We start from the raw sequence: 13,941 nt of genomic DNA on the forward strand, positions 1-13,941 counted from the left end.
GGCTAGCGTTCGTCGGCGTCGGCAGGGTAGTCGGCTGAGCGGCTGACGTTGGCGGGGTAGTCGGCCGAGCGGCTGACATCGGCCCATTTCTCGGTTTCGGCGGCGCGGATCTCGGCGGCCTTCTGGACGGAGGCGACGGCGTCGCTGCCGAGGAGGAGCCGTCGAGGTGGGTCGTCGTCCCGGACCACGTCGATAATGATCTTGGCGGCGCGGGCGGGGTCGCCGGGCTGGGTGCCGTCGGTGTCGCGTCGAAAGCGGTGGATGGCCCCCACGGTCTGCTCGTAGTCGGGGCCGACGGGGTGGATCTCCATGGAGGAGCCCTGCCAGTCGGTGCGGAACGCGCCTGGCTCGACGATGATGACCTTGATGCCGAAGGGCGCGACTTCGTTGGCGAGGACTTCGGAGAAGCCTTCGACGGCGAACTTCGCGGTCTGATAGGCGCCCATTCCGGGGGTGCCGCCGACACGTCCTCCGACGGAGGAGAACTGGACGAAGACTCCTGATCCTTGGGTGCGCAGGACGGGCAGGGCGGCCCGGGTGACGTTCACGACGCCGAAGAGGTTGGTCTCGATCTGGGCGCGGAAGTCGTCTTCGGCCATCTCTTCGATCGGTGCGCTGTTGCCGTAGCCGGCGTTGTTGACGACCACGTCGAGGCTGCCGAAGGCGTCGGTGGCCTCCTTGACCGCTCGGGAGGCCGCGGCGGCGTCGGTGACGTCGAGTGCGATCGCTCGTACCCGGTCGCCGTGGCGGGCCACCAGGTCGTCGAGTTGCTTGGGGCTGCGTGCGGTGGCGATGACCTGGTCGCCCGCTTCGAGGACGGCTTCGGTGAGGCGGCGTCCGAGACCGCGTGAGGCGCCAGTGATGAGCCATGTCTTGGCCATGGGTGGTTCCTTTGATCGATTAGCTGTCACATCAATGTAGCACTTACTGACTTAATCTCCGCATAAATGTGACGTAAAGCTATGCCATGTGCTACGCGAGGGGGGTATGTTGGGCAGGTGAGAGCAGACGCGACACGCAACCTGGAACGCGTGCTGAGCACGGGCGCCCGCATGCTCGCAGACGACCCCTCAGCGACCATCGCCGCCATCGCTGCCGAGGCGGGGGTGGACCGCCGCACCGTCTATCGCCGCTTCGCCTCCCGCGAAGACCTCATGGCCGCCGTCTACGGAGCCCGCTACGACGCGGTCGAGCAGGCCATCGAGGCTGCCAGACTGCGCGAGGCCCCGGTCGCGGTCGCGCTGCATCGCTACGTCGAGGGCATCATCGCCGTCAACCGCAAATGGCCCGTGGAAACGAGCCTCATGCTCCGCGAGGTGGCGATCCGTGAGCGCCGCCGCAGTCTGATCGACGAGGTCGACGCCTTCCTGCGGCGCGCCACCGACGAGGGCCTGCTGCGCTCCGACCTGCCGCGCGGCTGGGTGGCCACGGTCCTGCCGCCGCTGATGGAACACGCCGCCGCGAACCTGCCCGAGCTGAGCGCCGCACAGGCCGCCGACGTCGTGGTCGACACCCTGCTGCGCGGCGTCGGCACCCCCCAGGCCCACTGATCCGGCGCGGCGGCTGCTTACCGGGCGCGCAAGAAGAAGTCGCAGACGGCCGACGCGCCCTGACCCCGACGGCTGCTACGGTGATAGACGCTCGTGTTCAGACCTTAGGAGACCAGACATGGCAGGTGACGACGACATCTCCGGGTGATACCGGAGGTTGACCGGCCCCGGCAGGCGCGCATGACCGCCGCCGACGTGGCCCTCGTCGTCGTACCCCCAAACCTGTTCCCTTGCCGGGCCCCATTCGCGCGCGCCCGGGTCTCTTATCGAGGTCTGTCGCATGTCCGATGCGTTCATCATCTGTTCCGGCCTGTCCTTCTCCTGGCCTGACGACACCCCCGTCTTCAACGACCTGTCCTTCACCGTGGGCGGCGGCCGTACCGGCCTCGTCGCCCCGAACGGCGCGGGCAAGAGCACGCTGCTCAAGCTGATCGCCGGCGAGCTGCGGCCCTCGGGCGGCGGCGTCGCCGTCGAGGGGGTGCTCGGCTACCTGCCGCAGAACCTGCCCCTCGTCGGTGAGCCGACCGTGGCGGAGGTGCTCGGCATCGCCCCGGTGATCGCCGCGCTTGACGCCATCGAGTCGGGCGACCCGAGCGAGGAGCACTTCACCACGATCGGCAACGACTGGGACATCGAGGAGCGCACCCGTGCCCAGCTCGACCGGCTCGGCCTCGCGGACATCGGCTTCGACCGGCGCCTGGGCACGCTCAGCGGTGGCCAGGTCGTTTCGCTCGGCCTGACCGCGCAGCTGCTCAGAAGTCCCGAAGTGCTCCTGCTCGACGAGCCGACGAACAACCTCGACCTCGGCGCGCGCCGCAGGCTGTACGACGTACTCGGCGAGTGGACCGGCTGCCTGCTCGTGGTCAGCCACGACCGGGCCCTGCTCGACCGCATGGACCGCATCGCCGAGCTCGACCGGGGCGAGGTCCGCTTCTACGGCGGCGACTTCACCGCGTACGAGGAGGCCGTACGCGCCGAGCGGGAAGCCGCCGAACGGAACGTGCGCAGCGCCGAGCAGGACCTCAAGCGCGAGAAGCGGGAGATGCAGCAGGCTCGCGAGCGGGCCGAGCGCCGGGCGGGCAACGCCGCCCGCAACCTCAAGAACGCCGGGCTGCCGCGCATCTTCGCCGGGAACATGAAACGCGGCGCCCAGGAGTCGGCCGGCCGGGCGGGTCAGATGCACGCCTCCCGGGTCAGCGACGCCCAGGCCCGGCTCGACGAGGCCGGGTGGGCGCTGCGCGACGACCAGAGGATCGCGCTGGAGCTGCCGGGGACGAACGTACCCGCCGGCCGCACGGTCTTCCTCGGCGAACACCTGCGGACTCGCGGCCTGTTCGCCGAGCCGGGCGTCGACCTGACCGTACGCGGCCCCGAGCGCATCGCGCTGAGCGGTCCCAACGGTGCGGGCAAGTCCACCCTGCTGCGCCTGATCAGCGGCGAGCTGGAGCCGGACGGCGGCACGACCAGGCGGGCGGATGGGCGGGTCGCCTACTTGTCGCAGCGACTCGACCTGCTCGACGTCGAGCGCACCGTGGCGGAGAACCTGGCCGCCTTCGCCCCCGGCATGGCGGCGGCGGAGCGGATGAACCTGCTGGCCCGCTTCCTGTTCCGCGGCGCGCGGGCGCACCTGCCGGTGGCGGCGCTGTCCGGCGGCGAACGGCTGCGGGCCACCCTGGCCTGCGTGTTGTACGCCGAGCCCGCGCCTCAGCTCCTGCTGCTCGACGAGCCGACGAACAACCTCGACCTGGTCAGCGTGGCGCAGCTGGAGGGCGCGCTCATCGCGTACCAGGGAGCGTTCGTGGTGGTCAGCCACGACGAACGTTTCCTCACCGAGATCGGCGTACAACGGTGGCTGGAGCTGTCGGACGGCCGTCTCCTGGAGACCGGGGGTCCCGCCGGTGAGTGACGCGCTGCTCGCCCGCGATCTCGTACGGACGCTGGGCACGCGGCGCGTGCTCGCCGGCGTCTCGCTCACCGCCGCGCCCGGCGCCAGGATCGGCCTGATCGGCGAGAACGGCGCGGGCAAGACGACGTTCCTGCGGTTGCTGGCCGGGGTCGACCGGCCCGACTCCGGCGCCGTCGTACGCCCCGCAGACCTCGGCTTCCTGCTCCAGGAGCTGCCCTTCGACGGCCGGGCCACCATCGCCGACGCGCTCGACGACGCCCTGCGCGAGGCGCGCGCGGACCTGGCCGAGCTGGATCGGCTCGCCCGCGTGCTCGCCGCCGCTCCGGACGACGCCGCCCTGCTCGGCGAGTACGGGGAACGGCTGGAGCAGACTCAGGAGCGCGAGTCCTGGGACGCCGACCGGCGCGCCGAGATCGTCCTCGACCGGCTCGGCCTCGGCGGTGTGCCGCACTCCCGTACGCTCACGTCCCTGTCAGGAGGGCAGCGCGCGCGGCTGGCCCTGGCGGCGCTGCTCATCAGACGCCCCGCGGCGCTGCTGCTCGACGAGCCCACCAACCACCTGGACGACGACGCGGCGGTGTTCGTGGAGGAGCAGCTGCGCGGCATGACCGGCGTCGTGGTCGTGGCCAGCCACGACCGGGCGTTCCTGGACGCGGTCTGCACCGATCTGGTCGATCTCGACCCGGCGGTGGACGGACCCGTTCGGTACGGGGGCGGGTACAGCGCGTACCTGGCCGAGAAGCGCGCGGAACGAGCGCGCTGGGAGCGCCGGCACGCGGAGGAGCAGGCGGAACTCGGCGAGCTGCGCGCGGCCGTCGCCGTGACAGCACGGCGGGTGGCGCACGACCGGCCGATGCGCGACAACGACAAGATGGGGTACGGGCACTCCGGGGGCCGGGTGCAGCACCAGATCGCGCGGCGGGTGCGCAATGCCGCCCGCCGACTCGCCCAGCTGGAGCGCGACCAGGTCCCCGCCCCACCGCCCCCACTCCGCTTCAGCCCCCGCACCCTGGTCACGGACGCCGCGAAGGTGGCAGAGGCCGAGGGGGCGGCTCACGCCGTGGGAGCCGCGGAGTCCGCCCGCGCTGCGGAGGCCGCTTACGTCGCCACGAATTTCGCCGAATCCCGCGATCCCCACGACAACGCCTCGCCGCCACTACCGCCACCACCGCCACTGCTGTCACTGCGGGATGTGCGGGTGCCGGGACGGCTCTCGATCGACCACCTCGACGTGTCGCTCGGGGAACGCCTACTGGTCACGGGGGCCAACGGAGTGGGCAAGTCGACGCTCCTGGCCGTGCTGGCCGGCCGGCTGGACGCGGAGGGCAAGGTACGGCGGCGGCCCGGCCTGACCGTCGCGCTACTGGCCCAGGACACCGTCTTCGAGCGGCCGGACAGGACGGTACGGGAGACGTACGAATGGGCACTCGGTCAGGAGCGCGCCGAATCCGTGCCGTTGCGTTCGCTCGGCCTGCTCAGCCCCCGCGACGCGAACCTGCGAGTGAGGGAGCTGTCCGTCGGCCAGCGCCGCCGGCTCGCGCTGGCGCTGCTGGTGGCCGACCCACCCGACGTACTCCTGCTCGACGAGCCCACCAACCACCTTTCACCCCGCCTCTCCGACGAGCTGGAAGAGGCCCTGGGCGCCGACGGCCCCGGCGCGATCGTGATCGCCAGCCACGATCGCTGGCTGCGCGCCCGCTGGCAGGGGCACCACATTCGGCTGCCATGAACGGGCAGCCTCGGGTAACGAGCCACAGACCACCGAAGGACCTAACCTCGTGATCACCACCATCGCCCTGCTCAAGGCCCGTGACGGGCTCAGCCGAAACGAGTTCATCGACTACTACGAGAACCATCACGTCCCCCTCATTCTCAGCCTCGCCCCGCCACCCGACTACTACGTTCGCAACTACCTGCCGGAGGCCGACCAACGCGGCTTCCCCGCTGACTTCGATGTGATGACACACATGAAGTTCGCCGACGAGTCCGCCCGTCGCACCTGGCTCACCCTCGTGCTCGCTGCGGACTCGGGCGTCGCCGAGGACGAGGCTCGTTTCCTCGACCGCTCCCGGACCCGATCATGGACCGTCGAGGAACGGCCCTGATGGGCTCCTATCGACCTCCAGACCTCTGAAGGACGACACGGTCCATCAGGAAGCCCGGACGAACGCGGCGAGCGCCTGCTTGAGCTGGGACGAGAACGGCAGGGGTTCTGTGTAGTGGGCCGCGGTCCGGCTGGGGTCCTCCTTGAGTACGTGGTTGATCCCGGTCAGGCGGACGAATTCGGTGGCGGCGGGGGCCTTCGCCAGCCCGGCGGCCAGGTGCTCGACGTCGTCGCAGCTCACCTGGATGTCCGCATCGCTGCAACTCAGCAGCACCGGGGTGCGCGCCTTGAGCCGGGCCGCCACTTTGGCCGGGTCCTCGCGGTCGATCTCCGACAGGAACTTCGCGTTCGCCGGGGAGAACACGTTCGACAATCCGCCGGGCAGGTTCGCCGCGACCGTTCCGTTGGCGCGCAGCGACGCGACAGCCCTGGCCAGGGCGTCCTCGACCTCGGCCGCCTGGGCGACGGTGATCGTTCCCGCCTCCTGCTGGGCCTTGATCTGGGTGGTGATCTGACCGCTGAGGATGTCGAGGTATCGGCGGCTCAGCGGTTCGAGCAGGCCGAGGCTGTGGACGTGCGTCTTCGATCTCGATTTCGTGGCGAGCAGGAGGGCGAACAGAGCGCCCTCGCTGTGCCCGATGACCGTGAGCCGCCGCTTGTCGGTCCCGGGCCGCCCGGCCAGGAAGTTCAGCGCCGCCGTGGCCTCGTGCTCGAACGGGGCGATGCCGATGTCGGCGATCTTGGACGCGTACGGTCCGAGGCCGGTCTTGCCACTTCCGAGCTTGTCGTAGCGCAGGCTCGCCATGCCGTCGGCGGACAGCAGTCCGGCTAGCGTCTTGTTCGTGTCCATCCCGCTGAGCCCGGTGCTGTTGCCGTCGCGGTCGGTGGGACCACTGCCCGCGATGATCAGAGCCGCCGGGACCTTCGCGCCCGGACGGGCCGGATGGCGCCAGGTGCCGTAAACGGTCATCCCGTCCACCCGGAAGCTCACCTCCTCCTCGACCCAGGCGGGGGCCGTACGGGAAGTGGCGGCCGCGGGGGAGGCGGTTATCCGGGTGGCCGACCCGCTCCCGCACCCGCTCACCAGAAGGGCGAGCGCGCACAGACCGGCGCCCAGACGCGGGGCGCGAACGAACTCACTTAAGAACATCGCAGGGTCCTTCATCTCTTTGATCCGAGTGGTTTACGGAGTGTCGGGACGCCGAAGGAAAAGTCCGGCGACCTTGCCGTCCCCGTCGTAGGCGACGCGGGCGGTCAGGTCGCCCGCCTCGAAGGACAGCGGGATGTCCACGATGGTGTGGTCGCCCGCCTGGTGGGGCACCGGCTCGCCCATGCCTTCGTACGCGCCGACCATGCCGACCGCCTGCGCCCAGGTCGCGGCCAGTTGGGCCGCGCTCAGGCCGGCGGCGACCGTCTCGTCGAAGTCGCGGCGTACTTCCTCCCAGCGGCCGTCGGTCAGGTCCGCGACCAGGGCGGCAGCGCGGTCGGCGGCGCCGGGCAGAATCTTGTCGATCATGGGTGTTCCTGTCCTTGGGTCGAGTGGCCGGCCGAACCGCTGGAACGCCGCCTGCCGGCTGGAGCCGAGCACGTCGCCGATCTCCTGCCAGGTGTGTCCCATCGCGCGCGCTCTGTCGACCGCAGCCCGCATGGCCTGGTCGACGGCCCGCGCGAGATCCCGGGTGGCGACCACCGCGTCCAGCGGGGACGCATCCGGAGCGCTCAGTCGCTCCACCAGCCTCCGGGCTGTGTCCGCCAGGTCGGTCGGCGCCGCCGCTTCCGTCACGTCGTCAATATTTGCTTTACGAGATGAGAATGTCAAGCTCTCATTTACATTCTTGGTACGGTCGCGGATGCGTCGGGCGGCGCTACGGCAGGTGGAGTCGCAGTATTCCTGCTTGCGTCCACGTCCTGCCCTGGAAGGTAGAGGTCTGCCGCAATGCCGGCAGACCTCGGTGCCATGCGGTTCCAGCACGCCGATGCTCCTTAATATCGTGCTGTTTCTATGGCACGTAATAATACTCCCGGACGGCACGAAAAAACCAGAGCCGACGCCGTCAGGCGGCTGGGCGGGGCAGTGTGCAGCCCGGGAGGGACAGGTCCAGCACTGAGCCGGGCGCCAGGCAAGCGGGTACGGCCGCGACCTGCTGCCCGTAATGGGCGCCCTTGCGCACCGTCACGTGGCCGGCCGCGTCCACTTCACACGGATTGTTCTCCGTGCAACTCTTCCCGTCGTCGTTGCTCGTGCTGTGCAGCCCGACCACGGTCTGCCCGTCCGGGGCGATCAGCGGTGACCCCGAGGCGCCGTGCCCCGGTTCGCAGGCGCTGGTGTACGTGAGCGCGTTCTCCTGCTCGTATCCGCCCTCACGCAGCCCGGGCACCACGGCCTTCACCGCGCAGCTCCAGCGGCGGCCCCAGTTGCCGGACAACAGGTCCACCCGGTCGCCGGCCGCGGCCGGGGTCGTGGCGAGGTCGAAGACCTTGGCGTCGGCGGCGGCCAGCTCCGCGTAGGTCCGGTCCAGGCGGTACAGGGCGACGTCGGTGCCGGTCATGGTGGCGTACACCAGCCGGGTCGTCCTGGCCTCGACCTTGGGGTAGCCCTCGCGGTCGGTGATCGTGACCGGCTGGGCGGCCGGCTGATCGACCAGCGCCGACCCCGGCGCGGGGCGGGTGCCCTGGACGCAGTGGCCGTTGGTGAGGAGCAGGGCCGGATCCTCCGCCCGGTCGCTCCCGGTGCGGACCACGGCGCCGGAACAGTCACCGAACTGCGCGGCACCCTCTAGCGACGGCATGTGCGGTTCCGGCGGAACCGCGCTGCCCGTGACGATGCCCCGGATCCACTTCCGATACACCGACACATCGCTGTACACAGTCGGTGTGTCATTGCTGTTGCTGCCGCTGACCGCCCCGGCCAGCAGCCAGCTGCCACCGCGGCGGACCAGTGCCGGGCCACCGGAATCCATGTTGGTGGCCGAGATGCTTCCGTCCAGGCTGCCCACACACAGCTCACGCTTCGCGGTGATACCGCTCACTTCACATGCCGAGTCCGGCCGCACCACGGTGTCGGCCTCGCGCAGGCGGTCCGGATAGCACTTCGGCGCGCGTTCGTCACAGGTCACGCCCCAGCCGATGATGCGGGTCGCGGTTCGGTCGGCCGGCGTGACCGGCGCGATCCGCGCCGGCTTCGCCCGAACCGGGGTACGCAGGCGCAGCAGCGCGAGATCCTTGCCGTAGACCTCGGTGGAGTACCGATAGAACTTGTCGACCTCGGCCAGTTCACCGCCGGAGGTCACGCTCAGGGAGCCGATGCGCACCCGCCAGCCCCGAGGGGTGCCGACCGGAGCCTGATTGGGGGTGCGGGCGCAGTGGCTCGCGGTGACCACCCACCGCGGCGCGATCAGCGTGACTCCGCAGACGTGGCCGTCCGCGCGCGGGGATTCGGCACGCTGTAGCGAGCCCATGAACGAGTACGGCCGTACCGACTCGACGCCGCCGCGCAGAGCGAACGACGGGGTCGCGGTCGCCGCCAGCGCGGCCAGCGCCACGGGAACGACAAGAAGAAGACGACTTCGCATTTGCCACACCCTGCGCGGTACAGGTGTCCATGCGGCGGCGGTCACGTATCCGCGGGCGCTTAGAAGCGTATTGAGGATGTATCAGAGGGCTGACACAGAGTCGATACGTAGCCGAGCGGTCGCCGATACGCGACCGCGGCAGCGCGGACATCCGCACCGCGCAGGGTGGCCAACCATGCCCAACACACTTCACCTCCCTCTTACTCGCGTCGCATTCGCGGCCTTCGCCTGCCTCGCGGGCCTGCTGGCCGGTTGCGGCAACGCCAACGGGTCGAGCGGGCCGCCGAACAACTCGTCGGCTTCCGCCGGTACGGCCGACCAGAAGTACACCGAATGGGAGGTCAAGTTCCGGTCGTGCCTGAGTGACAAGGGCTTCGTGCTTCCGAAGGAGGCCGGAAAGATCGACTTCGGCGACCGGCAGGACGCGTACGAGGTGGCGAGGGACGCCTGCATCAAGAAGATCGGCAAGCCGCCCACGGCCTCTGACGACCAGCCCAAGATGTCCGACAAAGAAGCGAAGGAGAAGGAGCTCAGGACCCTCCAGTGCCTCCGCGATCACGGGTACAAGGTCAAAGACCCCGCTCCAGGGCAGGCCGCACAGGTCGAGGTGCCTGAAGGCGTCTCGCAGGACGGCTTGACGGAGTGCTACCGCAAATGACGTCCGGAAAGCCAGAGCGCGCCCCGGGCCGCAGGTGGGGGCTGGCGATCGCATCCCTGGCTGCCATCGCGCTCGGCGCGGTCGCGACCTTGACGGTGATCCGGTCCGGGGACGGCGCTGCCGAGGAGCCCGACCGGAAGCATGTGGCGAACACCGCTCTCGTGGAACGCAGGACGCTCCGAGAGACCATCACCTCGCCCGGATCGCTGAGTTACGGCGCGCCGAGCCGGCTCGACGCCGGCCGCGCCGGCACCATCACCCGCCTGCCGCGCGAAGGCCGCAAGGTGCGGCCCGGCGGTGTGCTGCACTCGATCGACAACCAGCCAGTGGTGCTGCTGCGCGGCCGGCTCCCCGCGTGGCGGGCCTTCGAGAGCGGCATGAGCGACGGTCCGGATGTACGGCAACTGGAGCGGAACCTCAAAACCCTGGGCCACTTCACCGGGCGCCCCGACGCCCATTTCGACTGGTACACGAAGGTCGCGATCCAGCACTGGCAGGACGCCATCGGCGTGAGGCGGACCGGGTCGATCAAGCGCGGGCAGATCGTCTTCGCCCCACACGAAGTGCGCGTCGCGGAGACCGTGGCACAGCTCGGCGACCAGGTCGCGGCGGGTACCGCCGTCGCGAAACTGTCGGGGCTCACGAAGATCGTCACCGCCGAGCTCAAGACCGCGAACCAGGCCGTGGCCAAGGTACGCGGCAAGGTGACCGTGAACCTGCCCGGCGGCAAGGCGACGACCGGCACCATCGCCAAGGTCGGCGCTCCCAGGCAACGGGAGGACGGCGGTGACAAGAAGATCATCGTCCCGGTGACCATCACCCTCGACCACCCTGCGGACGCCGGGTCCCTCCAAGAGGTCTCGGTGTCGATCGACTTTCCCACCGCCAGTCGCGAAGACGTCTTGACCGTGCCCGTCGCCGCCCTCATCGCTCTGCCGGACGGCGGGTACGGCGTCGAGGTGGTCCGCGACTCTGTAACAACCCGGACGGTAACCATCAAGACCGGACTGTTCGCCGGCGGCTCCGTGGAAGTGACCGGCGACGGACTCGACGCGGGGCAGAAAGTCGTGGTCCCAACGCTATGACCGATTCCGTCATCGAACTCGATCAGGTGGTCCGCGACCACGGCAGTCCACCGGTGCGCGCGGTCGACCACGTGTCGCTGTCGGTCGCCCGCGGCGAATTCGTCGCCATCGTCGGCCCCAGCGGCTCGGGCAAGTCGAGCCTGCTCAACATCATCGGCACCCTCGACCGGCCCACGAGCGGACGTACGATCATCGACGGCCATGACGTCGACGCGATGAGCGACGTGGCCCTCTCGGCGCTGCGCGCGTACCGAATCGGGTTCGTCTTCCAGCAGTTCCATCTCGCGGACGGGTTCAGCGCGCTCGACAACGTGGCGGACGGCCTCATCTACACGGGTACGCCCCGCGCCGAGCGGCGGTGCCGGGCGGCGGCGAGCCTCACCCGCGTCGGCTTGGCACACCGCCTCGACCACAGGCCGCATCAGCTGTCCGGCGGCGAACGGCAGCGCGTCGCCATCGCCCGTGCGACGGTGTCCGATCCGACGCTGCTGCTGGCCGACGAGCCCACCGGCAACCTCGACCAGCGCTCTGGCGCGAGCGTGATGGAGCTGCTGCGCGAGCTCAACGCCACGGGCACCACCATCGTCGTGATCACGCACGATGTGCGGCTCGCCGAACGGATCACGCGCCGGATCACCATCCAGGACGGCCACGTCGTCGATGACGCTCAGGGAGCACCGGCATGAGCCGCGGCAGCCAGGCCGAGAGCTGCGGCAACCAGGCTGAGATACGCCGGTCGCGCCTGCTCCGCTCCGATGTCTACCGGTTGGGCGCAGCGGGGCTGAGATCACGGCCCACCCGGGTCGTCCTCTCCGCCCTCGGCATCGCGATCGGCATCGCGGCGATGATCGCCGTCGTGGGCATCTCCACCTCAAGCCGGGCGAGGCTGGACGCCCAGCTGGCGTCGCTGGGCACGAACCTGCTCACCGTCCAGCCCGGTACCTCGCTCACGGGCCAGGACACCACTCTGCCCGCCGAATCCACCGCCAAGGTCGGGCTGATCCGCGGGGTCTCGATCGCCGGAGCGGTCGCGACGCTGCCGGACGTCATGGTGTACCGGAGCAGGCTCATCGACGCGGACAAGTCCAGCGGCCTCATCGTGCAGGTCGCCGACCTCCATGTCCTGGACCTCCTCGACGGCACGCTCCGCCAGGGAACATGGCTCACCAAGGCCACCGCGAACTACCCCACCGTCGTGCTCGGCGCCATCTCCGCCGATCGGCTCGGCATCGTGAGTCCGGGAAGCCAGATCTGGCTCGGCGACACCCAGTTCACGGTCATCGGGATACTCGACCCCCTGCCTCTCGCCCCAGAACTGGACACCTCCGCGTTCATCGGTGAGGCGTACGCCGCCGCGCGGTTCGACTGGGACGGCAAACCGACCACCATTTTCGAGCGGTCGGCCGATGCGGAGGTGGAAACAGTGCGCGAGCTCCTGCCGCGCACGGTGAACCCGGAGAATCCCGAGAACACGCGTGTTTCGCGGCCCTCCGACGCGCTGGCGGCGAAGAACGCCGCCGATCTCGCGTTCACCGGCCTGCTGGTCGGCCTGGGCTCCGTCGCGCTGCTCGTCGGCGGGATCGGCGTCGCCAACACCATGGTGATCTCCGTACTCGAACGCCGCAGGGAGATCGGGCTACGGCGAGCCCTCGGCGCCACCCAAGGCCACATCCGTACCCAATTCCTGGCAGAAGCCCTCCTGCTGTCCGCACTCGGCGGACTTGCCGGGACCGTCATCGGGTTCGGCGCCATCGCGGTGTTCGCCGTGACGAACGGCTGGCCCATCTCGGTGCCTCCCGCCGTGTTCGCCGGGGGCATCGGCGCGACCATGCTGATCGGCGTGGTCGCCGGCCTCTATCCGGCGATCCGCGCGTCGAAGACGCCGCCGACAGCCGCCCTGAACGGTTGATCGGACCGGCGGCAGAAGACCGTCGTGAACCTCCTCATCGGTGACTCTCCGAGAGGCGGCTCCAGGGACGTGGTGTCTGTCCGCCGGACCGCCTCGCATCATGGCCGCCGGGTGGTGGCCCCAGGACGGCTGTTAACGCTCACACGTCTTCTTCTCGGTCGCGGGTCCTTTTCTGTCAGATGGCCGTGGTGACAGGTCGGAGCCAATACGAGACGAAGTGGCGACGTCAAGGACGGCACCTCGCGCCCACGGCGGGGCGGCGGACAGGCGTGCGGCTCATCAGGCGTTATCAGGGGTCGCCGCCCGTGACGGCGAGAGCGTCACTCTGAAACTTTCGCCAAAACCTTGACACATTTCGGGATGGTTTCCAGACTGTGGCCCAAGGCGGCCTCCTCCTGCTCGTGGTGGTGCGCGGTGGGGACCGCCGTTCGCGATGCCCTGGTGGTGTGCGTTCCCTGATCACGGGACGCGGCGTCGATCGTGCGGGATGACCCCCGCGTGTCCGCTTTCTCGTGATTCAGTCTGGAGCAGCCAGTCATGGGGATCAAAGCCATACTTCCGCCGCGGCCTCTCAGGAGCCCGCGGGTTCTGATCGCCGCCGCCGTCGGCGTACTCGGCGTGGTCACCGCGGTGATCGTACCGACCACGCCGGCCGGAGCGGCGGCGAGTACGCTCGGCGCGGCCGCCGCGCAGAGCGGGCGATACTTCGGCACCGCCATCAGCGCGGGCCGGCTCGGCGACTCGCAGTACACCACGATCGCCGGCCGCGAGTTCAACATGGTGACGGCCGAGAACGAGATGAAGATCGACGCCACCGAGCCGAACCGGGGCCAGTTCAACTTCGCCAACGGCGACCGCGTCTACAACTGGGCCGTGCAGAACGGCAAGCGGGTGCGCGGGCACACGCTGGCCTGGCACGGCCAGCAACCCGGATGGATGCAGTCGCTGTCGGGCGGCAGCCTGCGCCAGGCCATGATCGACCACATCAACGGCGTCATGGCCCACTACAAAGGCAAGATCTACGCCTGGGACGTGGTCAACGAAGCCTACGCCGACAGCGGAGGCGGGCGGCGCGACTCCAACCTGCAGCGCACCGGCAACGACTGGATCGAGGTCGCCTTCCGCACCGCGCGCGCCGCCGACCCCAACGCCAAGCT

Annotated in this window: 13 protein-coding genes; 9 read left to right on the plus strand and 4 right to left on the minus strand. The window is 69.8% G+C overall.

All coding sequences use genetic code 11. The features are described 5' to 3' along the window. Positions 1–2 precede the first annotated feature (2 nt). Positions 3–881, minus strand: coding sequence for an oxidoreductase (locus AB0J16_RS41325; RefSeq protein ID WP_358550356.1), 879 nt, complete (start codon positions 879–881; stop codon positions 3–5). 117 nt (positions 882–998) lie between these two features. Here AB0J16_RS41325 and AB0J16_RS41330 point away from each other — a divergent pair, with 117 nt between their 5' ends. From AB0J16_RS41330 to AB0J16_RS41345, 4 genes are all read left to right on the plus strand, one after another. Beyond that, the gene (locus AB0J16_RS41330) at positions 999–1,550 is read left to right on the plus strand and encodes a TetR family transcriptional regulator (RefSeq protein WP_358550358.1); all 552 of its coding nucleotides are present in this window, start codon (positions 999–1,001) and stop codon (positions 1,548–1,550) included. Positions 1,551–1,830: 280 nt separating this feature from the next. Beyond that, a complete protein-coding gene (locus tag AB0J16_RS41335) occupies positions 1,831–3,456 on the plus strand; it encodes an ABC-F family ATP-binding cassette domain-containing protein (protein WP_358550360.1) in 1,626 nt (541 codons plus the stop codon). Continuing rightward, entirely contained in the window at positions 3,449–5,185 is a 1,737-nt protein-coding gene (locus AB0J16_RS41340) for an ATP-binding cassette domain-containing protein (RefSeq protein WP_358550362.1), read from the plus strand. The genes AB0J16_RS41335 and AB0J16_RS41340 overlap by 8 nt, the downstream gene beginning before the upstream one ends. Before the next feature lie 49 nt (positions 5,186–5,234). Next, a complete protein-coding gene (locus tag AB0J16_RS41345; RefSeq protein ID WP_358550364.1) occupies positions 5,235–5,561 on the plus strand; it encodes an EthD domain-containing protein in 327 nt (108 codons plus the stop codon). 45 nt (positions 5,562–5,606) lie between these two features. Here the strand turns inward: AB0J16_RS41345 and AB0J16_RS41350 are convergent, their stop codons facing one another. From AB0J16_RS41350 to AB0J16_RS41360, 3 genes are all read right to left on the minus strand, one after another. Then, positions 5,607–6,710 carry an alpha/beta hydrolase gene (locus AB0J16_RS41350; RefSeq protein WP_358550366.1) on the minus strand — a complete coding sequence of 368 codons (1,104 nt, stop codon included), beginning with the start codon at positions 6,708–6,710 and terminating at the stop codon, positions 5,607–5,609. 33 nt (positions 6,711–6,743) lie between these two features. Continuing rightward, on the minus strand, positions 6,744–7,343 hold the full coding sequence (locus tag AB0J16_RS41355; RefSeq protein ID WP_358550368.1) for a DUF3887 domain-containing protein: 600 nt from the start codon (positions 7,341–7,343) through the stop codon (positions 6,744–6,746). Positions 7,344–7,614: 271 nt separating this feature from the next. Further along, positions 7,615–9,132: a trypsin-like serine protease gene (locus AB0J16_RS41360; protein ID WP_358550370.1), complete on the minus strand. Its 1,518-nt coding sequence runs from the start codon at positions 9,130–9,132 to the stop codon at positions 7,615–7,617. A 175-nt stretch (positions 9,133–9,307) separates the two neighbouring features. On the opposite strand from AB0J16_RS41360, the gene AB0J16_RS41365 reads away from it, so the two are divergent. From AB0J16_RS41365 to AB0J16_RS41385, 5 genes are all read left to right on the plus strand, one after another. Continuing rightward, entirely contained in the window at positions 9,308–9,790 is a 483-nt protein-coding gene (locus AB0J16_RS41365; RefSeq protein ID WP_358550372.1) for a hypothetical protein, read from the plus strand. Beyond that, positions 9,787–10,875, plus strand: a complete 1,089-nt coding sequence (locus tag AB0J16_RS41370) for a peptidoglycan-binding protein (RefSeq protein WP_358550374.1) — start codon at positions 9,787–9,789, stop codon at positions 10,873–10,875. Before AB0J16_RS41365 ends, AB0J16_RS41370 begins: the two co-directional genes overlap by 4 nt. After that, complete coding sequence (locus AB0J16_RS41375) at positions 10,872–11,561, plus strand: ABC transporter ATP-binding protein (protein WP_358550376.1); 690 nt, start codon at positions 10,872–10,874, stop codon at positions 11,559–11,561. The genes AB0J16_RS41370 and AB0J16_RS41375 overlap by 4 nt, the downstream gene beginning before the upstream one ends. Then, complete coding sequence (locus AB0J16_RS41380) at positions 11,558–12,784, plus strand: ABC transporter permease (protein WP_358550378.1); 1,227 nt, start codon at positions 11,558–11,560, stop codon at positions 12,782–12,784. Before AB0J16_RS41375 ends, AB0J16_RS41380 begins: the two co-directional genes overlap by 4 nt. A 537-nt stretch (positions 12,785–13,321) precedes the next feature. Next, positions 13,322–13,941 (plus strand): endo-1,4-beta-xylanase (locus AB0J16_RS41385; protein ID WP_358550380.1); only part of this gene is annotated, 620 nt, incomplete at its 3' end.

It is taken from the genome of Nonomuraea sp. NPDC049750, from assembly GCF_040659625.1.
GTDB lineage: Bacteria > Actinomycetota > Actinomycetes > Streptosporangiales > Streptosporangiaceae > Nonomuraea.

Bases quoted from the DNA above. Each gene is read 5' to 3' on its own strand.
- AB0J16_RS41325 (WP_358550356.1), bottom strand. From the start codon at position 881: ATGGCCAAGACATGGCTCATCACTGGCGCCTCACGCGGTCTCGGACGC.
- AB0J16_RS41335 (WP_358550360.1), top strand. From the start codon at position 1,831: ATGTCCGATGCGTTCATCATCTGTTCCGGCCTGTCCTTCTCCTGGCCT.
- AB0J16_RS41350 (WP_358550366.1), bottom strand. From the start codon at position 6,710: ATGTTCTTAAGTGAGTTCGTTCGCGCCCCGCGTCTGGGCGCCGGTCTG.
- AB0J16_RS41360 (WP_358550370.1), bottom strand. From the start codon at position 9,132: ATGCGAAGTCGTCTTCTTCTTGTCGTTCCCGTGGCGCTGGCCGCGCTG.
- AB0J16_RS41365 (WP_358550372.1), top strand. From the start codon at position 9,308: ATGCCCAACACACTTCACCTCCCTCTTACTCGCGTCGCATTCGCGGCC.
- AB0J16_RS41370 (WP_358550374.1), top strand. From the start codon at position 9,787: ATGACGTCCGGAAAGCCAGAGCGCGCCCCGGGCCGCAGGTGGGGGCTG.
- AB0J16_RS41375 (WP_358550376.1), top strand. From the start codon at position 10,872: ATGACCGATTCCGTCATCGAACTCGATCAGGTGGTCCGCGACCACGGC.
- AB0J16_RS41380 (WP_358550378.1), top strand. From the start codon at position 11,558: ATGAGCCGCGGCAGCCAGGCCGAGAGCTGCGGCAACCAGGCTGAGATA.